Source organism: Pseudomonas sp. NPDC090752, from assembly GCF_055584805.1.
Genome location: NZ_JBVJLI010000002.1, coordinates 197,438 through 217,717 on the forward strand (window position 1 = coordinate 197,438; position 20,280 = coordinate 217,717).

Genomic DNA, 20,280 nt, shown 5'->3' on the forward strand with positions numbered 1-20,280 from the left:
GCCTCGTCGCGGGGCAAGCCCGCTCCCACAATGACCGAGGCACCACCGACCACTGTGGGAGCGGGCTTGCCCCGCGAAGAGGCCGGCAAAGACAATCAAAGAGCTGGCAAAATTTGTACATCCGGCAAATTCACCGCCGCCGCCTCTTCCTGCAAGAACACACTCAAGCGCCGCAACCGCTCACCCCCCGGCCGGGTGCGCGGCCATACCAGGTAGTAATCCATGCCACTGGGCACCGCGGTCGGCCACGGCAGGCTCAAGCGCCCATGAGCCACATCCTCGGCGACCATCAGCAGATCACCCATGGAGATCCCGTAGCCCCGGGCTGCGGCGATCATGCCCAGCTCCAGCGTGTCGAACACTTGCCCTCCCTTGAGCGAGACACTGTCGGCCAACCCCATTCGTTCCAGCCATTCACGCCAGTCACGCTTGTCAGGAGTAGGGTGCAGCAACTCGATGCCGGCCAGCCTGCGTTCGTCCCAGCGACCTTCCTTGAGCAGGTCCGGCGCACCCACCGGAATCAGCAACTCGGCAAACAGCCGCCGCACCTCCCAGTCCGGCGGGAACACGCCATCACTGAGCAATACCGCGCAGTCGAACGGCTCTTGGTTGAAATCCACATGATCGACGTCCATCCAGGCGCTGGTCAGTTGCACTTCGTTGCCCGGCTGCAGATGGCGGAACTGGCTCAGGCGCGCCAGCAGCCAGCGCATGGTCAGCGTCGACGGCGCCTTCATGCGCAGGATGTCGTCCTCGCCGCGCAACGTGTCGCACGCCCGCTCCAGCGCCGCGAACCCTTCACGCACGCCGGGCAGCAGCACCCGTGCGGCCTCGGTCAGCTGCAGGCTGCGGCCGCTGCGGATGAACAGGCGGCAGGCAAAATGCTCCTCCAGGGTGCGGATGTGCCGGCTGACCGCGCTCTGGGTGATCGACAGCTCCTGACCGGCGCGGGTGAAAGAGCTGAGCCGGGCGGCGGCTTCGAATGCGCGCAGCGCATACAGCGGAGGCATCTGGCGGGACATGAGGCACCTGCATTCGGGGCGGAGAAGGAATGCTCAGAATCATATAGGCATGAGTTCAACTCATGCCAACCATCGTTTTTATCCTTTTGTGCAAAGTTGACCAAAGCCTCAGAATCGTCCCTCGCTCACAGAGTCAGGCCAAAAGGACTACATCCATGCACGTTGCGCCCACCACAGAACTCAAGGCTTTGCTGCGCCTGGCCGGGCCGCTGATCGCCTCGCAGTTGGCGCACATGCTGATGGTGCTCACCGACACCCTGATGATGGCCCGCATCAGCCCGCAGGCCTTGGCCGGCGGCGGCCTGGGCGCGGCCAGCTATTCGTTCGTGTCGATCTTCTGCCTGGGCGTGATCGCAGCGGTCGGTACGCTGGTGGCGATCCGCAAGGGTGCCAATGACATCGAGGGCGCCACGCGCCTGGCGCAGAACGGCCTATGGTTGGCCTGGGGACTGGCGCTGGTCGCGGCGCTGGCACTGTGGAACCTGAAGCCGGTCCTGCTGATGTTCGGTCAGCAACCTGAAAACGTCGACGCGGCCATGGAATTTCTCACCTTGCTGCCGCTTGCGTTACCCGGCTACCTGACCTTCATGGCCCTGCGCGGCTTTACCAGCGCCCTCGGCCGCTCGACGCCGGTGATGGTCATCAGCCTGGTCGGCACGGTGCTCAACTACCTGTTCAACGTCGCGCTGATCGAAGGCATGTTCGGCCTGCCCAAGCTGGGGCTGATGGGTATCGGCATGGTGACCGCCGTGGTATCGATGGGTATGGCCATCGCCCTGGCGCTGTACATCCGCTGGCACCCGGCTTATACCGCCTACCCGCTGCGCAAGGGCCTGTCGCGCCCTTCCCTGCCGGCCCTGCGCGAGCTTTGGCGGCTTGGGCTGCCCATCGGTGGAACCTACATGGTGGAGGTCGGCCTGTTCGCCTTTGCCGCGCTGTGCATGGGCGTACTGGGCAGCACCGAACTGGCGGCACACCAGATCGCGCTGCAGATCGTCTCGACCGCATTCATGGTGCCGACCGGGCTTTCGTATGCAGTGACCATGCGCGTGGGGCTGTATTACGGCGCCGGCAACCTGCTGGCGGCGCGCAGTGCCGGGCGGGTAGGCATGAGCTTTGGCGCGATGCTCATGTTCGCCTTTGCCGCGCTGTTCTGGCTGCGTCCGGAAATGCTGGTGGGCCTGTTCATCGATGGCAATGACCCGGCGTTCGCGGGGATCTACAAATTGGCGGTGAGCTTGCTGATGGTCGCGGCCTGGTTCGAGTTGTTCGATGGCGTGCAGACCATTGCCATGGGCTCGATCCGCGGGCTGAAGGATGCCAAGACCACCTTCCTGATTGGCCTTTGCTGCTACTGGCTGGTCGGGGCGCCGAGCGCCTGGCTGCTGACCTTCACCCTGGGCGTCGGCGCTGTCGGTGTGTGGTGGGGGCTGGCGCTGGGGCTGGCCTGTGCCTCGGTGGCACTGACCCTTGCCTTTGAGTGGCGGATGAAGCGGATGCTTGGGAAGGCCAGGGTTGTGGCCATTGCTTCGGCCTGACTTCATGGCCTCTTCGCGGGCAAGCCCGCTCCCACAGGTGCTCCACTGAACTCAAGAACAATGAGATACCTGTGGGAGCGGGCTTGCCCCGCGAAGAGGCCCTAGATGACTTCCACCAGCTTGCGCTCGGACGCCTGCTGCAGATACTCCACTAATTCCTCCACCGGCAGCGGCTTGCTGACCAGGAACCCCTGCACCTGGTCACAGCCGAACCCGCGCAACAAAGCCATCTGTTCGTGGCTCTCGACACCTTCGGCCACAACCTCAAGATTGAGGTTGTGCGCCAGGTTGATCATCGCGTGTACCAGCTTGCGGTTTTCCTCGCGCATCTCCATTTCGGCGACGAAGCTGCGGTCGACCTTGAGCAGGGTGATCGGCAGGCTGTTCAGGTGCACGAACGAAGAGAAACCGGTGCCGAAGTCGTCCAGCGAGAAGCGCACGCCCAGACGCCCCAGGGCATCCATGGTCTGGCGGACCAGCTCGTTGCGACGCATCACTGCCGTTTCGGTCAACTCGAACTCCAGCCAGCGAGCATCGACACCGTGCTCGATGATCAGGCGGCTGAGCGTTGCCAGCAGCTGGCTGTCCTGAAACTGGCGAAAGCTCAGGTTCACCGCCATGTGCAGCGGCGCCAGGCCGCTCTCGCGCAGGGCCTGCATGTCGCGCAGGGCGCGGGAAATCACCCAGTACCCCAGCGGCACGATCAGACCGCTCTGCTCGGCCAGCGGCACGAATTCGCTCGGTGGCAGCAGGCCGCGCTCGGCATGCCGCCAGCGCACCAGCGCCTCCAGGCCGACGATGCGGCCATCGGCCAGGTTCAACCGTGGCTGGTAGTGCAGCTCCAGCTCGTCGCGGCGCAGGGCGCGGCGCAGCTCGCCTTCGAGGTCGGCCAGGCTGCGGGCGTTGCGGTTGATCCGCTCGTTGAACACATGGAAGGTGCAACCCTGGCTGCTCTTGGCCTGGCGCATGGCGATGTGTGCATGCCACATCAACGGGTCGGCGCCACTTTGCGCGCGGGCGTGGGCCAGGCCCAGGCTGCAGCCGAGCAACAGGCTTTCGCCGTCGATCCAGTAAGGTTCGGCCAGGGCTTCGACAATGCGTTCAGCGATCCACTCGGCGCGGCCAGTGTCGCGGCGGGTGTCGATCAACAGGGCGAACTCGTCGCTGCCTAGACGCGCCAGCTGGTCGCCGGCCTCCAGTTGCTGCTTGAGGCGCGACACCACTTGCAGGATCAGGCGGTCGCCCCCCTGATGGCCGAGGGCATCGTTGACGTGGCGGAAGTTGTCCAGGTCCAGATGCCCGAGGGCCACGCCGCGTCCGTCGTTCTCAGCCAGGCGTGCAGCCAGCAGGGCCTGGAAGCCCTGGCGGTTGGCGATGCCGGTCAGGGGGTCCTGTTCGGCCAGGCGCTGCAAGGTCGCGACCAGCACGCCGCGTTCGCGCACGTGGCGCAACGAACGGCGCAGGGCATCGGCGTTGAGTTGGTCACGCACCAGCCAGTCGCTGACGCCGGTGGGTGGCGCCTCGGGCTCGTGGTCGAGCAGCAGGATGGCCGGCAAGTCGCAGCGCCCCGGCGCCGGTTGCAAATCAGGGGTGGCCAATATCACCGCCTGGCGGTCATGGCTGAACAAGGTGTCGACCGCCGCCCAGTTAGGTGCGGTCAGCAGAACTGCCGTGCCGTCCAGCGGCAGCAGGCACTCGCGCAGCAAGGCGGCCCATTCCGGCTCATCAGCCAACAACAGCAAACGCAGAGGTTCGACAGGCGTGGACAAGCGGGCTCCTTAAAGCATGGGCGGTGACACGAGGGAGGTCGGGTATGCTACTGCATAAATGAAAATGATTTTCACTTTTAGACATATCCTTGCCCACAGCGCGTCCCGACACATTTTGACGTGCATCCTGCTCGAAAGTCGTGAAACCGGCAATTACGATTTTTTCCGTGAATAACATGAGCCTGACTAATGGTAATTCGGCAGGCAGAAAGTCTGACTCAGACGTCAGACGGTCGCGCCACAACTGCCGCATGCCTGTTAGAATGCGCGGCTATTTTCTGGCGACCCCCGGTTTCTAGCATGTCCCGACTCAATCCCAGGCAACAGGAAGCCCGTGACTACGTCGGCGGCCCTCTTTTGGTGCTCGCCGGTGCAGGCTCCGGCAAGACCAGCGTGATCACGCGCAAGATTGCCCACCTGATCCAGAACTGCGGCATCCGTGCCCAGTACATCGTTGCGATGACCTTCACCAACAAGGCCGCACGCGAGATGAAGGAACGGGTCGGCACCCTGCTGCGACCGGGGGAAGGCCGAGGCCTGACGGTGTGCACCTTCCACAACCTGGGGCTGAACATCATCCGCAAGGAGCACGACAAGCTCGGCTACAAGCCAGGCTTCTCGATCTTCGACGAGTCCGACATCAAGGCGCTGCTGTCGGACATCATGCAAAAGGAATACTCAGGCGACGACGGCATCGACGAGATCAAGAACATGATCGGTGCCTGGAAGAACGACCTGATCCTGCCCCCCGAAGCCCTGGAAAAAGCCCGCAACCCGCGCGAGCAGACCGCCGCCATCGTCTACACCCACTACCAGCGCACGCTCAAGGCGTTCAACGCGGTGGACTTCGACGACCTGATCCTGCAGCCGGTCAAACTGTTCCAGGAGCACCCCGAAGTGCTCGAGCGCTGGCAGAACCGCGTGCGCTACCTGCTGGTGGACGAATACCAGGACACCAATGCCAGCCAATACCTGCTGGTGAAAATGCTCATCGGCCTGCGCAACCAGTTCACCGTGGTGGGCGACGACGACCAGTCGATCTACGCCTGGCGGGGTGCGCGCCCGGAGAACCTGATGCTGCTCAAGGAGGACTACCCCTCCCTGAAGATCGTCATGCTCGAACAGAATTACCGCTCCACCAGCCGCATCCTGCGCTGCGCCAACGTGTTGATCGCCAACAACCCGCACGCGTTCGAGAAGCAGCTGTGGAGTGAAATGGGCGTGGGCGACGAGATCCGCGTGATCCGTTGCAAGAACGAGGAAGCCGAAGCCGAACGCGTGGCCATGGAAATCCTCACCCTGCACCTGCGCACCAACCGCCCGTACAGCGACTTCGCCATCCTCTACCGCGGCAACTACCAGGCCAAGCTGATCGAGCTGAAGCTGCAGCACCACCAAGTGCCGTATCGCCTGTCGGGCGGCAACAGTTTCTTCGGCCGCCAGGAAGTCAAGGACCTGATGGCCTACCTGCGCCTGCTGGTAAACCCGGACGACGACAACGCCTACCTGCGGGTGATCAACGTCCCGCGCCGGGAAATCGGCTCCACGACCCTGGAAAAGCTTGGCAACTACTCGACCGAGCGCGGCATCTCGATGTACGCCGCCAGCGAGGAGCTGGGCTTGGGCGAACACCTGGACGCGCGATACACCGAGCGTCTGCAGCGCTTCAAGCACTGGCTCGACGGGGTGCGCCACAAGGTTGCCCTGGAAGACCCGATCGCCGCGCTGCACGAGATGATCCGCGACATCGACTACGAGAACTGGATCCGCCAGCAGACTGCCAGCGACAAGGCGGCGGAGTTCCGCATCAGCAACGTCTGGTTCTTGGTCGAAGCGCTGAAGAACACCCTCGAGAAGGACGAAGAGGGTGACATGACCATCGAGGACGCCATCGGCAAGCTGGTGTTACGCGACATGCTCGAACGCCAACAGGAAGAGGAAGAGAACGCCGAGGGCGTGCAGATGATGACCCTGCATGCCTCCAAGGGCCTGGAATTCCCCTACGTGTTCATCATGGGCATGGAGGAGGAAATCCTCCCCCACCGCTCCAGCATCGAAGCCGACACCATCGAAGAAGAACGCCGCCTGGCCTACGTGGGCATCACCCGCGCGCGCCAGACCCTGGCCTTCACCTTTGCCGCCAAGCGCAAGCAATACGGCGAAATCATCGACTGCACGCCCAGCCGGTTCCTCGACGAACTGCCGCCGGACGACCTGGCCTGGGAAGGCCTGGACGATGCGCCCGTGGAGGTCAAAGCCGCGCGCGGCAACAACGCACTGGCCGATATTCGGGCAATGCTCAAACGCTGATCACCCCTTATTCTTTAACTCTGCCGCTTTATGCGGCCACCATTGCTACATCGGAGATACACAGTGGAAGCACTGCAGCAGAAGATTCGCGAAGAAGGCATCGTGCTTTCCGATCAAGTTCTCAAAGTCGACGCGTTTCTCAACCACCAGATCGACCCTGCGCTGATGCAGCTGATCGGTGACGAGTTCGCCCGCCTGTACGCCGATGCCGGCGTAACCAAGATCGTCACCATCGAAGCCTCGGGCATTGCCCCGGCGGTGATGACGGGCCTGAAGCTGGGCGTGCCGGTGATCTTCGCGCGCAAGCACCAGTCGCTGACCCTGACCGAGAACCTGCTGACCGCTTCGGTGTATTCCTTCACCAAGCAGACCGAGAACACCGTGGCCATCTCGCCGCGCCACCTCAACAGCAGCGACCGCGTGCTGGTGATCGACGACTTCCTGGCCAACGGCAAGGCGTCGCAGGCGCTGATTTCGATCATCAAGCAGGCCGGCGCTACCGTTGCCGGCCTGGGCATCGTCATCGAGAAGTCGTTCCAGGGCGGCCGTGCCGAGCTGGACAGCCAAGGCTACCGCGTTGAATCGCTGGCTCGGGTGAAGTCGCTGGAAGGTGGCGTGGTCAGTTTCATCGATTGATCGTGTCGTCTTCTTCGCGGGCAAGCCCGCTCCTACAGGCTCACCGCAGGCATCAAGCTTGCGCGGTCCCTGTGGGAGCGGCGGTGCGGCGATCCGACTTGCCCGCGAATGGCTTCACACTGCCCTATCTGGCTGCCGCCAACCCCGCCAGCAGCAACCGCTGATAAAGCTCTTCCTTCAGCCCATGCGGCTTATCCAGATGCATCCTCGCCAGATGCGCTTCATACCCCTCCGGCCCCGGCGCATCCAGCGCGGCCTTACCTAGCTCCAGCACCTCGCTCAAACGGAACTTACTCTTCAGCCAGTTCAACGCCCGCAGCAAGTCCCGCTCCTCTGCCGTGAAATCAGTCCCCAGCGGATACTCGGGGAACAGCCGCGCATGCCGCCCTCGAATGGCCTCCAGCCGCTCCGGCGTGTTGTCGGTAAACCGCGCATCCAGTTCAAAGTCCCTGGCCAACTTGCCGGCCCTTTTAGCCTGCTCGATCAGCTCGGCCTGGAACCGCGAATCACTGATCGCCAGCAACCGTGCAATCACTTCACTGTCGGTCTGCCCGCGCAGGTCGGCGATGCCGTACTCGGTCACGACGATATCGCGCAGGTGCCGAGGGATGGTGCAATGGCCGTAGCTCCACAACAGGTTCGAGCTGACGTCGCCTCCCGCCTCACGCCAGCTGCGCAGCAGCAGGATCGAGCGCCCGCCCTCCAGCGCATGGCCCTGGGCGACGAAGTTGTACTGCCCGCCTACCCCACTGAGCACGCGGCCGTCTTCAAGCTGGTCGGCCACGCCGGCGCCGAGCAGGGTCATGCTGAACACCGTGTTGATGAAGCGAGCATCCCGGCGCTGGCGGCGTTTCAGTTCTTCCTGGCCATACAGCTCGTTGATATAGCTGATACGGGTCATCGCAAACTGCGCGCGCTGTTCCAGCGGCATTTCGCGCAAGCGCTGGTAAAACGCCCTTGGGCCGAGGAAGAATCCACCATGCACCAGCACGCCCTGCTCGTCGGCCGGGCGCCGCACCACGCCGGCTTCAACCAGCGCCAACAGGCCGTTGACGAACATCTCGCTACAGCCGTAAAGCCCTTGAGCGAAGGTATTTAGCCCTCCTTCGCGCTCGATCAGCGCCTGCCAAGGGCCGACATCCAGCTCATTCATCAAGGCTCGATAGCCTGCATTGTCGCCCTGTCGCGCCAGCAACGCGGCGGCCACAGCATCGCCCATGGCGCCGATGCCGATCTGCAACGTGCCGCCATCGCGCACCAGGGTGCTGGCGTGCAAGCCAATGCAGTGGTCCTGGGTGGTGACCGGCATGTTCGGCGTGGAGAACAGCCGGCGTTGCTCGACCTCATCGATCAGCAGGTCGAATGCCTCCATGCCCAGCTCCGCGTCGCCGGGCATGTAGGGCAGCTCGGCGTGCACCTGGCCAAGCATGAGGATGGTTTCGCCGGCTTCGCGGCGCTTGGCGATCATCGGCAGTAGGTCGAGGGTGATGTCGGGATTGCAGGAAAGGCTCAAGTGCACCGGCTTCTCCGGCGTGGCGGCCACCAGCTGGGCGATGAGGTTGAGGCCCTTGGCGTTGATGTCGCGGGCGGCGTGGCTGTAGTTGCTGCTGACGTAGGCCTGCTGGGCGGAATCACTGTGCAGAAGGCTGCCGGGCTGCATGAAGAACTGCTCGACGCGGATGTTGGGTGGCAGCGTGTCGTTGCGCAGGTCGGCGAGGTAGGTGAGTTCTTCGTAGTCGGCGAAAACGCGTTCGATGAAGGGTTCGAGGAAGCGCCGTTGCAGGCCATCGCCCAAGGGTGGGCGGCCCAGGGACAAGGCTGTGTAGAGGGTCAGGCGCCGCTCGGGCAGATCGCGAACCCGGGCGTACAGCGCGTTGACGAAGGCATTGGGTTTGCCAAGGCCCAGTGGCAGGCCCATGTGGATGTGGGCCGGCAGGCGAGATAGCACCTGCTCTACGGCTTGATCGATGGAGCAGAGGTGCATCTGGGCCTCCTGAGTCTTCTATGGGTTCAGGGGTTGGACAGGCGCTTGGGTTGATTCGTTGCCAGTGCGGGCCTCTTCGCGGGGCAAGCCCGCTCCCACAGGTTCTGCTGCGCTGGGGACTCTGTGGGAGCGGGCTTGCCCGCGAAGAAGCAGATACTGACTCCACATAAACAAAGCCCGCCATGGGAGGCGGGCTCGGTGTGATTCAGCTGTATCTCAAAGCCCAGACATCTTCTTGATCGCACCCTTCAGGTCATCATCCGAGCAATCCGCGCAGGTGCCTTTCGGTGGCATGGCGTTAATGCCGGTAATGGCCTTGGCGAGGATGCCGTCCAGGCCACCCTGGTGGTCTGCACGCTCTTTCCACGCAGCAGTATCACCAATTTTCGGCGCACCCAGCAGGCCCGTGCCATGGCACGCATTGCAGTGCTTGGCAATGATGTCATCCGGCGTCTTGGCACCGCCCCCGCCCGCCGTGGCAGCCACTTCCATGCCTTTGCATTCCTGGCCCTGGACGCACACCTGACCGACCGGCTCAAGGCGCTTGGCGAGGTCGTCATTGGTCGCAGCGGTTGCGCTGATTGCCCAAAGGGCGAAAACGGCTGCTGGTACGGCCAGCATCTTCTTGATTTGGTTCACGCGTACACCCTCATGGTGGCTAATCACGCCCGCGGCCACGGTAGTGCGAGCGTTGAAAAGTATAGCGGGAACCCAGAAGGCGTGAAACGACCCTACTTGGGAAAGGGGTATTGCCGAGTCAATGCACTGCGCTGGATCAAAAATTCGACGGCGTGGCGGCACTGATCAGCCGGGCAGGCTCATCGAAAGGGTTGCGAAAGCGGTGCGGGCGGGTGCTTTCGAAGTAGTAGCTGTCGCCTTGTTCGAGGATGAAGATCTCGGTCCCCACCACCAGTTCCAGGCGGCCTTCGAGGAGGATGCCGGTTTCTTCGCCGTCGTGGGTGAGCATCTCGGCGCCGGTGTCGGCACCCGGTGGATAGACCTCGGTGAGAAACGCGATCGCCCGGTTGGGGTGCGACTTGCCCACCAGCTTCATGGTCACCGCGCCGTCGGAAATGTCGATCAGTTCGTCGGCCTTGTAGACGATCTGCGCGGACCTTTCAGCTTCAAGTTCGACCGAAAAGAACTCGACCATCGACATGGGAATCCCGCTAAGCACCTTGCGCAGCGAGCTGATCGAAGGACTCACGCTGTTTTTCTCGATCATCGAGATGGTGCTGTTGGTCACCCCCGCGCGCTTGGCGAGTTCACGCTGGGACAGGCCCTTGAGCTTGCGGATGGCTTGCAGTCGTTCGCCGACGTCCAAAGCTGGAGCCTCCTGAAACGGTGAGATGGCGGGGTGAATGTGAACGATATCATGGCAATGCCGTTCAGTATTTACAACACACCGCCCCTCAGGCTGTCTGCTTCAGCGTGTCATTCGCCGAAATAGTCCAGTGGTACGCGCTTCAAGTTGCAGAAAATCTGGTACGGAATGGTGCCAGCGTGCATCGCCACTTCGCTGGCCAGCACCTGCTTGCCCCACAACTCGACCGGGCTGCCGATGGTAGCCTCGGGCACGTCGGTCAGGTCGATGCACAGCATGTCCATGGACACGCGGCCGATCAGCTGGCTGCGCTTGCCCGCGACCATCACTGGAGTACCGGTGGGGGCCTGGCGAGGGTATCCGTCGGCGTAGCCCATGGCGACCACACCCACGCGAGTCGGCCGCGGGCTGATGAACTGGGCGCCATAACCCACCGGCTCGCCGGTGGGCAGCTCACGCACGCTGATGACCCGCGATTGCAGGGTCATGACCGGCTGCAGGCGCTCGGCCTGGGCCTGCTGCACCTCGAATGGCGTGGCGCCGTAGAGCATGATGCCTGGGCGCACCCAATCGCTTGGGGCCTGCGGCCAAGCCAGCACGCCGGGCGAGTTGCGCAGGCTGCATTCGGCCGCCAGGCCCTGGCGGGCGGCGTCGAACACGGCGATCTGTTGGGCGGTGGCGTCGGCATCCAGTTCGTCGGCGCGGGCGAAGTGGCTCATCAGCACAATGCGCGAAACCTTGCCACTGGCCAGCAGGCGCTGGTAGGCCGCGTGGTAGTCCTTGGGGTGCAGCCCGGCACGGTGCATGCCGGTATCGAGCTTGAGCCAGAGGGTCAGCGGCTTGTGCACCGACGTTTGTTCGATGGATTCCAGTTGCCACAGCGAATGCACCACGCACCACAGGTCGTGCTCGGCTATCAGCGCCAGCTCGCTGGCTTCGAAGAAGCCTTCGAGCAGCAAGACCGGGGCTTTGATGCCCGCCGCACGCAGCTCCAGCGCCTCTTCGATGCAGGCCACGGCAAAGCCGTCAGCTTCCGGCTCCAGGGCCAGGGCGCAGCGCACGGCGCCGTGGCCATAGGCATCGGCCTTGATCACCGCGAGGGCTTTGGCGCCGGTCAGTTCACGGGCGAGGCGGTAGTTGTGGCGCAGGGCCTGGAGGTCGATCAGGGCGCGGGCGGGACGCATGGCGGCTGCCTTATGGTGGTTCGGGTTGAAATAAGTGTTGCCTTCTTCGCGGGCAAGCCCGCTCCCACAGGATCTGCGCAGTTCCACAGATTGCACTGTACCTGTGGGAGCGGGCTTGCCCGCGAAGAGGCCAGTACAGGCGACCTTATTGCTGGTGGGCAGGCTCGGTCCGCCCGTGCTTGGCCACTTCCCGAGTATTGCCATACCGGGAAATATCCAGCCCCTCAGCACTGATCTGCGGCTTCTTGCGCGCAATCAGGTCGGCCAGCAAGCGACCGGAACCACAAGCCATGGTCCAACCCAACGTGCCGTGACCGGTGTTGAGGAACAGGTTACGGAACTTGGTCGCACCCACGATCGGCGTGCCGTCCGGGGTCGCCGGGCGCAGGCCGGTCCAGAAGCTGGCCTCGCTCAGGTCACCGCCGTGAGGATAAAGGTCGTTGACGATCATCTCCAGCGTTTCGCGCCGACGCGGGTTCAGCGACAGGTCAAAACCGGCAATCTCCGCCATGCCGCCCACGCGGATGCGGTTGTCGAAACGGGTGATGGCGACCTTGTAGGTCTCGTCGAGAATGGTCGAGGTCGGCGCCATGTCGGCGTTGGTGATCGGCACGGTCAGCGAGTAGCCCTTGAGCGGGTACACCGGCGCCTTGATGCCCAGCGGCTTGAGCATTTGCGGCGAGTAGCTGCCCAGCGCCAGCACGTAGCGGTCGGCGGTTTCCAGCTTGCCGTCGATCCACACACCGTTGATGCGGTCGCCGGCGAAGTCCAGCCGCTGGATGTCCTGGCCGAAGCGGAATTCGACACCCAGCTTCAACGCCATGTCGGCCAGTTTGGTGGTGAACAGCTGGCAGTCGCCGGTCTGATCGTTGGGCAGGCGCAGAGCACCGGCGAGGATGTCCTTGACGCCAGCCAACGCCGGTTCGACGCGGGCGATACCCTCGCGGTCGAGCAGTTCATAAGGTACGCCGGACTGCTCGAGCACAGCGATATCCTTGGCGGCAGCATCCACCTGCGCCTGGGTGCGGAACAGCTGGGTGGTGCCCAGGGTGCGGCTTTCGTAGGCGATACCGGTTTCGGCGCGCAGTTCGTCGAGGCAGTCGCGGCTGTACTCGGACAGGCGCACCATACGCTCCTTGTTCACCGCATAACGGCTGGCGGTGCAGTTGCGCAGCATCTGCGCCATCCACAGGTACTGGTCGACGTCGCCGGTCAGCTTGATGGCGAGAGGCGCGTGGCGTTCCAGCAGCCACTTGATGGCTTTGAGCGGTACGCCTGGGGCTGCCCAGGGCGAAGCGTAGCCTGGCGAGATCTGGCCGGCGTTGGCAAAGCTGGTTTCCATGGCCACCGCCGGTTGGCGATCGACCACCGTGACCTCGTAACCTTGCCGGGCCAGATAGTAGGCACTGGCGGTTCCGATGACACCGCTACCAAGTACCAGAACTCGCATTGTTGATCCCTCGCACGCGGCGCACCGCATTTTTGTTGAAATGGCATGGATGCGCGCAGTATAAAAATTAGAGGCCAGTGCAATTCACTATATAAAAGCCTATATTTGGCGAGAATTCTCGGCAAAATCGCCTTTCACGGAGGGGCATCCCCTATGAGAACCCAGCACCAGAGCAAGCGTGAACTGGACAAGATCGACCGCAACATCCTGCGGATCCTGCAGAATGACGGGCGTATTTCCTTCACCGAACTGGGCGAGAAAGTTGGGCTTTCCACCACCCCTTGCACCGAGCGCGTCCGCCGCCTGGAGCGCGAGGGCATCATCATGGGCTACAACGCCCGGCTCAACCCGCAGCACCTGAAGGGCAGCCTGCTGGTGTTCGTCGAAATCAGCCTGGACTACAAGTCGGGCGACACCTTCGAGGAGTTCCGCCGCGCGGTGCTCAAACTGCCGCACGTGCTGGAATGCCACCTGGTCTCGGGCGATTTCGACTACCTGGTGAAGGCGCGTATTTCCGAGATGGCGTCATACCGCAAGCTGCTGGGCGACATCCTGCTCAAGCTGCCGCACGTGCGCGAGTCGAAGAGTTACATCGTGATGGAAGAAGTGAAAGAAAGCCTCTGCCTGCCGATCCCGGACTGAGGCTAGACCAGCACCTGGCGGGTGGTGGCAATGAACCGGTGAACCAGCTGCTCGGCTTCGGGCTCGATCATCGGTTGCGGGCCGCGCCCGCGTGGGCAGGCCATGCGTGGGGTGGTACCGAACAGGCGGCAGATCATCGGCCGCTCTTCGTACACCGTGCAGCCTTCGGGACCCAGGTGCACGCAGTCCAAGCGTTCCAGCGCAGCGTCCTGCTCGGCCTGCGACTTGCGCGGCAGGCGGGCCATCTCTTCGGCTGAAGTGGTCACCGGCCCGCAGCAATCGTGGCAGCCGGGTTCGCATTCGAAAGAAGGGATGAGTTCACGCAGGAACTGGATCTTGTGGCGGTTGCAGGACATGGCTGGGTACAAAGCAGGAATTCAGGCAAGATTATAGGCCCATTCGCCCAGGACCTGCCCAATGATCCACAGCGCGCAGCACGCCGCCTCCTACTACGCCGCCAGCAGCGCGCCACACGCCGACTACCCCTTCCTGCAAGGCGAGCACAGCGCCGACGTGTGCATCGTCGGCGGCGGCTACTCAGGCCTGAACACCGCCATCGAGCTGGCCGAACGCGGCCTTTCGGTGATCCTGCTGGAGGCGCGCAAGCTGGGCTGGGGCGCCAGCGGGCGCAATGGCGGCCAGTTGATCCGTGGCGTCGGCCATGGCCTGGAGCAGTTCCTCCCGGTGATCGGTGAAGAAGGCGTGCGCAGCATGAAGCTGATGGGCCTTGAAGCCGTGGAGATCGTCCGTGAGCGTGTCGAGCGCCACGCCATCGCCTGCGACCTGACCTGGGGCTACTGCGACTTGGCCAACAAGCCCGGTGAGCTGCAAGGCTTTGCTGAAGACGCCGACGAACTGCGCAGCCTGGGTTACCGCCACGAACTGCGCCTGGTGCAAAAAGACGAAATCCACAGCGTGGTCGGCTCCGACCGTTACGTCGGCGGCCTGATCGACATGGGCTCGGGGCACCTGCACCCGCTCAACCTGGCACTCGGCGAAGCCGCCGTGGCCAGCCGCCTCGGGGTGCAGCTCTACGAGCAATCGGAAGTCAGCCGCATCGAGTACGGCCCCGAAGTGAAGGTGCACACCGCCCAGGGCCGGGTGCGCGCCAAGACCCTGGTGCTGTGCTGCAACGCCTACCACAACGACCTCAACCGCGAGCTGGGCGGCAAAGTGCTGCCTGCTGGCAGCTACATCATCGCCACCGAGCCGCTCGGTGAGGAGCGCGCACGCCAGCTGCTGCCGCAGAACATGGCGGTGTGCGACCAACGCGTGGCACTGGACTACTATCGCCTGTCCGCCGACCATCGCCTGCTGTTCGGCGGCGCCTGTCATTACTCCGGCCGCGACCCGCAGGACATTGCCGCCTACATGCGGCCGAAGATGCTCAAGGTATTCCCGCAGTTGGCCGACGTGCACATCGACTTCCAGTGGGGCGGCATGATCGGTATTGGCGCCAACCGTCTGCCGCAGATTGGCCGCCTGGCCAGCCAGCCGAACGTCTATTACGCCCAGGCCTATTCCGGTCACGGTCTCAACGCCACGCACCTGGCCGCACGCCTGCTGGGCGAGGCGATCAGCGGCCAGCAGAGCGGGCGTTTCGACCTGTTCGCCAAGGTGCCGCACATCACCTTCCCCGGCGGCAAGCATCTGCGCTCGCCGCTGCTGGCGTTGGGGATGCTCTGGCACCGGCTGAAAGAGCTGGTCTAGATCACCTGAGTACCTGTGGAAGCGGCTTTAGCCGCGAAACAAACGACGCGGTGAATGACACCGGCTTCGCTGGTGTTCGCGGCTGAAGCCGCTCCACAGGTTGGGAGTCAATCTCTCCAGAAAGGTTTGCTACCTTCTTCCCGAGCCTGTTCCCAGCTCAACCCGATATCCCGCAACTGGTTGTCATCCAACTGCAGCAGCGCCCTGCGGGTGTGCCAGCGGTGCAGCATCAAGCCCCAACGGCCAAGGCCTGCCGGCGCATCGAAAACCTGGGCCTGCTGCCCCGCTTCCAGTTCCTTGGCCATCAGTTGCAAGCGCACATCGCTCATGCCACCCATCGCTGCGTTCTCCCATTCAGTGGTTACCGTGGAGAAAGCATGCGCGCTGGCAGCGTCGACAATACAGAACCACCACAGGGTTATTATTCCCATACAGAATTGGCGGCACACGGGCTGAATGCTGTATTTTCAGCGCAACTGTACTGGTCGCTGCTGCAATGCTGCGCAGGAGTATGCCGTGACGCTCTACCTGAACCTAGCCGAGCTGCTCGGCGCCCGCATCGAGCAAGGCCTGTACCGCCCCGGCCAACGCCTGCCGTCGGTACGCGCCCTGAGCGTGGAACACGGCGTCAGCCTGAGCACCGTGCAGCAGGCTTACCGCATGCTGGAAGACAGCGGCATGGTCTCGCCACGGCCCAAGTCCGGCTACTTCGTCAGCGACCACCGCCACCTTGCCGCCCTACCCGCCGTCAGCCGCCCGGCCCAGCGCCCGGTGGATATCTCGCAATGGGAGCAAGTGCTGGAACTGGTCCGCAGCACCCCGCGCAAGGATGTGATCCAGCTTGGCCGCGGCATGCCCGACATCGACAGCCCCAGCCTCAAGCCCTTGCTGCGCAGCCTCGCCCAGCTGAGCCGGCGGCAGGACATGCCGGGGCTGTATTACGACAACATCCACGGCAACCTCGCCCTGCGCGAGCAGATCGCCCGGCTGATGCTCGACTCCGGCTGCCGCCTGAGCCCGGCCGACCTGGTGGTGACCACCGGCTGCCACGAAGCGCTGTCGTGCAGCATCCGCGCGGTGTGCGAGCCCGGCGACATCGTCGCGGTCGACTCGCCGAGCTTCCACGGCGCCATGCAGACCCTCAAAGGCCTGGGCATGAAGGCGCTGGAAATCCCCACCGACCCAACCACTGGCATCAGCCTCGAAGCCCTGGAGCTGGCGCTGGAGCAGTGGCCGATCAAGCTCATCCAGATCACCCCGAGCTGCAACAACCCGCTCGGCTACATCATGCCCGAAGCGCGCAAGAAGGCCCTGCTGAGCCTTGCGCAACGCTACGACGTGGCGATCCTCGAAGACGATGTATACGGCGACCTGGCCTACACCTACCCGCGCCCGCGCACCCTCAAGTCATTCGACGACGACGGTCGCGTGCTACTGTGCAGTTCGTTCTCCAAGACCCTCGCCCCCGGCCTGCGCATCGGCTGGGTGGCGCCGGGGCGTTACCTGGAGCGCGTGCTGCACATGAAGTACATCAGCACCGGCAGCACCGCCACCCAGCCGCAACTGGCCATCGCCGACTTCATCGCTGCCGGCCATTACCAGCCGCACGTGCGGCGCATGCGCAGCCAATACCAGCGTGGTCGCGACCAGATGAGCGACTGGGTGAGCCGCTACTTTCCGCCAGGCACCCGCGTCAGCCGACCCCAGGGCGGGTTCATGCTATGGGTAGAGTTGCCTGAACATTTCGACACGCTGCGGCTCAATCGCGCTTTACTGGAACAGGGCGTGCAAGTGGCGGTGGGCAGCATCTTCTCGGCTTCGGGCAAGTTCCGCCACTGCCTGCGAATGAACTTTGCCGCACGGCCAACGCCACAGATCGAGGACGCGGTGCGCAAGGTGGGTGAAACCGCCCTTCGTCTACTGGATGAAGACAGCACCGACGGGTAACGTTGCGCCGCTCTCCAGGGTCCAACTTCTCAGGCATTTGCTGCACAGGACGATCCACCATTGAGATTCCAGCGCGTTCTGCCTCTGCTGCTGGCCCTGCTCGGCCTTGCAGGCTGTGCCAGCGTCGGCGCACCCCGCGAAACCAGCCAGGCCCTGCCGGCCAAGGATTCTGCCTTCGGCCGCTCGGTACTGCGCCAGGCCATGCCCTATGCAGGGCGCTCAGGCTTTCGCCTGCTGCCCAACAGCAACGAGGCGTTCCGTGCCCGCGCCGAGCTGATTCGCAACGCTCAGGCGAGCATCGACCTGCAGTACTACATCGTCCATGACGGCCTGAGCACCCGCGCCCTGGTGCACGAGCTGCTGCGCGCCGCCGACCGTGGCGTGCGTGTGCGCATCCTGCTCGACGACACCACCAGCGATGGTCTGGACACCATCATGGGCACCCTCGATGCCCACCCGAACATCCAGATCCGCGTGTTCAACCCACTGCACCTGGGGCGAAGCACCGGTGCCACGCGCGCCGTAGGGCGGCTGTTCAACCTGTCGCGCCAGCACCGGCGCATGCACAACAAGTTGTTCCTGGTGGACAACAGCATGGCCATCGTCGGCGGGCGCAACCTGGGCGACGAATACTTCGATGCCGAGCCCAACCTCAACTTCACCGACATCGACCTGCTCGGGGTCGGCCCGGTGGCCGAGCAGCTGGGGCACGGTTTCGACCAGTACTGGAACAGCGCCCTCAGCCGACCTATCGGTGACTTCCTCTGGCAACAGCCCGATGCCGACGACCTGCGTGCCAGCCGCCATCGCCTGGAGGTGTCGCTGGCCGAGGCGCGGGTGAAGCGCAAGGCGCTGTATGACCGCTTGATGGCCTACCAATCCCAGCCGCGCCTGGATGTCTGGCGCAACGAGCTGATCTGGGCCCACAGCTCGGCACTCTGGGACGCGCCGAGCAAGGTACTGGCCGATGACGAACCAGACCCGCATCTGTTGATGAGCCAGCAGTTGGCGCCGGACCTGGCCAGCGTGCGCAAGGAGCTGATCCTGGTGTCGGCCTACTTCGTACCAGGCGAGCCGGGGCTGCTGTACCTGACTGGCCGTGCCGATGCCGGGGCTTCGGTCAAACTGATGACCAATGCACTGGAGGCCACCGATGTGCCAGCGGTGCATGGCGGCTATGCGCCGTACCGCCGCGCACTGCTCGAACACGGCGTGCAACTGTTCGAGCTGCGCCGCCAGCCGGGCGACCCCAGCGCCGGGCGACTGAGCTTCCATGGCAGCTCCGATTCGAGCCTGCACAGCAAGGCGATCGTCTTCGACCGGCGCAAGACCTTCATCGGCTCGTTCAACTTCGACCCGCGCTCGGTGCTGTGGAACACCGAGGTGGGCGTGCTCGTGGACAGCCCTGAGCTTGCAGAATACACCCGCGAACTAGCGCTGCAGGGTATGGCGCCTGCGTTGAGTTATCAGGTGAAGCTGGCCGATGACAAACTGGTCTGGGAGACCGAGGACAACGGCCAGTTGCACACGCTGGTGGCGGAGCCGGGTGGGCTGTGGCGGCGCTTCAACGCCTGGATCAGCAAGGCCGTGGGCCTGGAAAAAATGCTCTGAGGCTCAGGCAGGCGCAGCTTCGAAAGCCCCGCGCCGCCGAGTCAGCACCACCAGCCCCGCCGCCCCGGCCGCCATCAGCCACAACAGCGCATGGCCGCTGACCCACTGGCTCCCGGCCCCGGCCAGCAACGGCCCGAGCAGGCAGCCGATGCCCCAGAGCTGCGCCACGTGGGCATTGGCGCGCACCAGCGCATCATCACGATAACGTTCGCCGATCAGTATCAACGACAGGGTGAACAAGCCACCGGCGCTGGCCCCGAACAACACCCACAGCGGCCAGATCACCGGCGTCTCCAGCAGCAGCGGAATCGCCAGGCTGGACACCATCAAGATCACCGCACAACCGGTGAACAGTTTTTGCCGTGACATACGGTCGGCCAATGCACCGATCGGCAGCTGCAGCACCGCATCACCCACCACCACGGTACTGACCATGAACAGGGCGATCTCGGTACTGAAGCCCTGCTGCAGGCAGTACACCGGCAGCAGGGTAAGGATCATCGCCTCGAAGGCGGCGAACAACGCGATGGCCCAGGCAATCACTGGCAGCCGACGGCAGAAGGCGAACAAGTCGCCGAAGGTGACGCTGCAGGCATTGGTGCTCGGGGCCCCGCCACGCCCCAGCAATAGCAAGGGGGCCAGCAGCAACAGGCCGGTCGCGGCCCAGAAGCCGAAGTCATCGTCAGAGCCGAGAAAACCCAGCACCAGCGGCCCGGCCAGCTGGCTCAAGGCATAGCTGCTGCCATACAGCGCCACCAGGCGGCCGCGCCACTGCTCGACCACCAACTGGTTGATCCAGCTTTCACCGAGGATGAACACCACAGTCAGCGACATGCCGATCAGCAAGCGCAGCGCCAGCCACAGCGGGTAGCTCGGCAACAGCGCCAGCAGGCCAATCGACATCGCCCCGCCCCACAGGCATAGGCGCATGGCCGCAGGCACGCCGACCCAACCAGCCAGGCGGCTGGCCAGGCTGGCGCCGAGCAGCACGCCGAGCGCCGGCATGGCGGCCATCACGCCGATGGCAAAGCTGCCGTAGCCCCAGGCCTCCAGGCGCAGGGACACCAGCGGCATGCTCACGCCGAGCGCGAGCCCGACGCTCAGCACCGATGCCAGCACGGCAAAGTAGGTTCCCCAGCGCATAAAGGCCTCC

General features: G+C 64.0%; 17 protein-coding genes. 7 read left to right on the forward strand and 10 right to left on the reverse strand.

The genetic code is table 11. From position 1 onward, the window contains the following. Positions 1 to 95: 95 nt before the first annotated feature. Complete coding sequence (locus ACZ6YA_RS03905) at positions 96 to 1,022, reverse strand: LysR substrate-binding domain-containing protein (protein WP_465895598.1); 927 nt, start codon at positions 1,020 to 1,022, stop codon at positions 96 to 98. 155 nt (positions 1,023 to 1,177) lie between these two features. On the opposite strand from ACZ6YA_RS03905, the gene ACZ6YA_RS03910 reads away from it, so the two are divergent. After that, positions 1,178 to 2,560, forward strand: coding sequence for a NorM family multidrug efflux MATE transporter (locus ACZ6YA_RS03910; RefSeq protein WP_465895601.1), 1,383 nt, complete (start codon positions 1,178 to 1,180; stop codon positions 2,558 to 2,560). 101 nt (positions 2,561 to 2,661) lie between these two features. Here ACZ6YA_RS03910 and ACZ6YA_RS03915 read toward each other — a convergent pair whose 3' ends face one another. Beyond that, positions 2,662 to 4,329 (reverse strand): putative bifunctional diguanylate cyclase/phosphodiesterase, encoded by a 1,668-nt coding sequence (locus ACZ6YA_RS03915; RefSeq protein WP_465895605.1) that lies wholly within the window; start codon positions 4,327 to 4,329, stop codon positions 2,662 to 2,664. 300 nt (positions 4,330 to 4,629) lie between these two features. On the opposite strand from ACZ6YA_RS03915, the gene rep reads away from it, so the two are divergent. Both rep and ACZ6YA_RS03925 read left to right on the forward strand, forming a co-directional pair. After that, the gene (gene rep / locus ACZ6YA_RS03920) at positions 4,630 to 6,639 is read left to right on the forward strand and encodes a DNA helicase Rep (RefSeq protein WP_465895609.1); all 2,010 of its coding nucleotides are present in this window, start codon (positions 4,630 to 4,632) and stop codon (positions 6,637 to 6,639) included. Between the two features lie 63 nt (positions 6,640 to 6,702). Then, positions 6,703 to 7,275 carry a xanthine phosphoribosyltransferase gene (locus tag ACZ6YA_RS03925; RefSeq protein ID WP_465895611.1) on the forward strand — a complete coding sequence of 191 codons (573 nt, stop codon included), beginning with the start codon at positions 6,703 to 6,705 and terminating at the stop codon, positions 7,273 to 7,275. A gap of 124 nt (positions 7,276 to 7,399) precedes the next feature. On the opposite strand, the gene ACZ6YA_RS03930 is transcribed toward ACZ6YA_RS03925, so the two are convergent. The 5 genes from ACZ6YA_RS03930 to dadA form a co-directional block, all read right to left on the reverse strand. Then, positions 7,400 to 9,259, reverse strand: coding sequence for an acetyl-CoA hydrolase/transferase C-terminal domain-containing protein (locus ACZ6YA_RS03930; RefSeq protein ID WP_465895613.1), 1,860 nt, complete (start codon positions 9,257 to 9,259; stop codon positions 7,400 to 7,402). Between the two features lie 216 nt (positions 9,260 to 9,475). Continuing rightward, complete coding sequence (locus tag ACZ6YA_RS03935; protein ID WP_403132515.1) at positions 9,476 to 9,880, reverse strand: c-type cytochrome; 405 nt, start codon at positions 9,878 to 9,880, stop codon at positions 9,476 to 9,478. Between the two features lie 154 nt (positions 9,881 to 10,034). Next, on the reverse strand, positions 10,035 to 10,583 hold the full coding sequence (locus tag ACZ6YA_RS03940; protein ID WP_465895617.1) for a cupin domain-containing protein: 549 nt from the start codon (positions 10,581 to 10,583) through the stop codon (positions 10,035 to 10,037). Between the two features lie 110 nt (positions 10,584 to 10,693). After that, positions 10,694 to 11,767: an alanine racemase gene (gene alr / locus ACZ6YA_RS03945; protein ID WP_465895619.1), complete on the reverse strand. Its 1,074-nt coding sequence runs from the start codon at positions 11,765 to 11,767 to the stop codon at positions 10,694 to 10,696. Positions 11,768 to 11,912: 145 nt separating this feature from the next. Then, the gene (dadA, locus tag ACZ6YA_RS03950; protein WP_465895622.1) at positions 11,913 to 13,217 is read right to left on the reverse strand and encodes a D-amino acid dehydrogenase; all 1,305 of its coding nucleotides are present in this window, start codon (positions 13,215 to 13,217) and stop codon (positions 11,913 to 11,915) included. Positions 13,218 to 13,370: 153 nt separating this feature from the next. Here dadA and dadR point away from each other — a divergent pair, with 153 nt between their 5' ends. Next, positions 13,371 to 13,859, forward strand: coding sequence for a transcriptional regulator DadR (gene dadR / locus ACZ6YA_RS03955; protein ID WP_003258963.1), 489 nt, complete (start codon positions 13,371 to 13,373; stop codon positions 13,857 to 13,859). Positions 13,860 to 13,861: 2 nt separating this feature from the next. On the opposite strand, the gene ACZ6YA_RS03960 is transcribed toward dadR, so the two are convergent. Then, the gene (locus ACZ6YA_RS03960) at positions 13,862 to 14,215 is read right to left on the reverse strand and encodes a YkgJ family cysteine cluster protein (protein WP_465895626.1); all 354 of its coding nucleotides are present in this window, start codon (positions 14,213 to 14,215) and stop codon (positions 13,862 to 13,864) included. Between the two features lie 61 nt (positions 14,216 to 14,276). Between ACZ6YA_RS03960 and ACZ6YA_RS03965 the strand changes: the two genes are divergently transcribed. After that, positions 14,277 to 15,569 carry an NAD(P)/FAD-dependent oxidoreductase gene (locus ACZ6YA_RS03965; RefSeq protein ID WP_465895629.1) on the forward strand — a complete coding sequence of 431 codons (1,293 nt, stop codon included), beginning with the start codon at positions 14,277 to 14,279 and terminating at the stop codon, positions 15,567 to 15,569. A 107-nt stretch (positions 15,570 to 15,676) separates the two neighbouring features. On the opposite strand, the gene ACZ6YA_RS03970 is transcribed toward ACZ6YA_RS03965, so the two are convergent. Beyond that, positions 15,677 to 15,907, reverse strand: coding sequence for a DUF1127 domain-containing protein (locus tag ACZ6YA_RS03970; RefSeq protein ID WP_465895632.1), 231 nt, complete (start codon positions 15,905 to 15,907; stop codon positions 15,677 to 15,679). Between the two features lie 178 nt (positions 15,908 to 16,085). Between ACZ6YA_RS03970 and ACZ6YA_RS03975 the strand changes: the two genes are divergently transcribed. Together ACZ6YA_RS03975 and ACZ6YA_RS03980 are read left to right on the forward strand one after the other, a co-directional pair. Next, complete coding sequence (locus ACZ6YA_RS03975) at positions 16,086 to 17,516, forward strand: aminotransferase-like domain-containing protein (RefSeq protein WP_465895635.1); 1,431 nt, start codon at positions 16,086 to 16,088, stop codon at positions 17,514 to 17,516. A 60-nt stretch (positions 17,517 to 17,576) separates the two neighbouring features. Beyond that, a complete protein-coding gene (locus ACZ6YA_RS03980; protein ID WP_465895638.1) occupies positions 17,577 to 19,127 on the forward strand; it encodes a phospholipase D family protein in 1,551 nt (516 codons plus the stop codon). A gap of 3 nt (positions 19,128 to 19,130) precedes the next feature. On the opposite strand, the gene ACZ6YA_RS03985 is transcribed toward ACZ6YA_RS03980, so the two are convergent. Next, positions 19,131 to 20,270 (reverse strand): MFS transporter, encoded by a 1,140-nt coding sequence (locus tag ACZ6YA_RS03985; protein WP_465895640.1) that lies wholly within the window; start codon positions 20,268 to 20,270, stop codon positions 19,131 to 19,133. Between the last annotated feature and the right edge of the window lie 10 nt (positions 20,271 to 20,280).

What these genes read in the sequence shown, in the direction of transcription:
- ACZ6YA_RS03905 (WP_465895598.1), bottom strand. Translation starts at nt 1,022, where the DNA reads ATGTCCCGCCAGATGCCTCCGCTGTATGCGCTGCGCGCATTCGAAGCC.
- ACZ6YA_RS03910 (WP_465895601.1), top strand. Translation starts at nt 1,178, where the DNA reads ATGCACGTTGCGCCCACCACAGAACTCAAGGCTTTGCTGCGCCTGGCC.
- rep (WP_465895609.1), top strand. Translation starts at nt 4,630, where the DNA reads ATGTCCCGACTCAATCCCAGGCAACAGGAAGCCCGTGACTACGTCGGC.
- ACZ6YA_RS03930 (WP_465895613.1), bottom strand. Translation starts at nt 9,259, where the DNA reads ATGCACCTCTGCTCCATCGATCAAGCCGTAGAGCAGGTGCTATCTCGC.
- ACZ6YA_RS03935 (WP_403132515.1), bottom strand. Translation starts at nt 9,880, where the DNA reads ATGCTGGCCGTACCAGCAGCCGTTTTCGCCCTTTGGGCAATCAGCGCA.
- alr (WP_465895619.1), bottom strand. Translation starts at nt 11,767, where the DNA reads ATGCGTCCCGCCCGCGCCCTGATCGACCTCCAGGCCCTGCGCCACAAC.
- dadA (WP_465895622.1), bottom strand. Translation starts at nt 13,217, where the DNA reads ATGCGAGTTCTGGTACTTGGTAGCGGTGTCATCGGAACCGCCAGTGCC.
- dadR (WP_003258963.1), top strand. Translation starts at nt 13,371, where the DNA reads ATGAGAACCCAGCACCAGAGCAAGCGTGAACTGGACAAGATCGACCGC.
- ACZ6YA_RS03960 (WP_465895626.1), bottom strand. Translation starts at nt 14,215, where the DNA reads ATGTCCTGCAACCGCCACAAGATCCAGTTCCTGCGTGAACTCATCCCT.
- ACZ6YA_RS03965 (WP_465895629.1), top strand. Translation starts at nt 14,277, where the DNA reads ATGATCCACAGCGCGCAGCACGCCGCCTCCTACTACGCCGCCAGCAGC.
- ACZ6YA_RS03970 (WP_465895632.1), bottom strand. Translation starts at nt 15,907, where the DNA reads ATGGGTGGCATGAGCGATGTGCGCTTGCAACTGATGGCCAAGGAACTG.
- ACZ6YA_RS03985 (WP_465895640.1), bottom strand. Translation starts at nt 20,270, where the DNA reads ATGCGCTGGGGAACCTACTTTGCCGTGCTGGCATCGGTGCTGAGCGTC.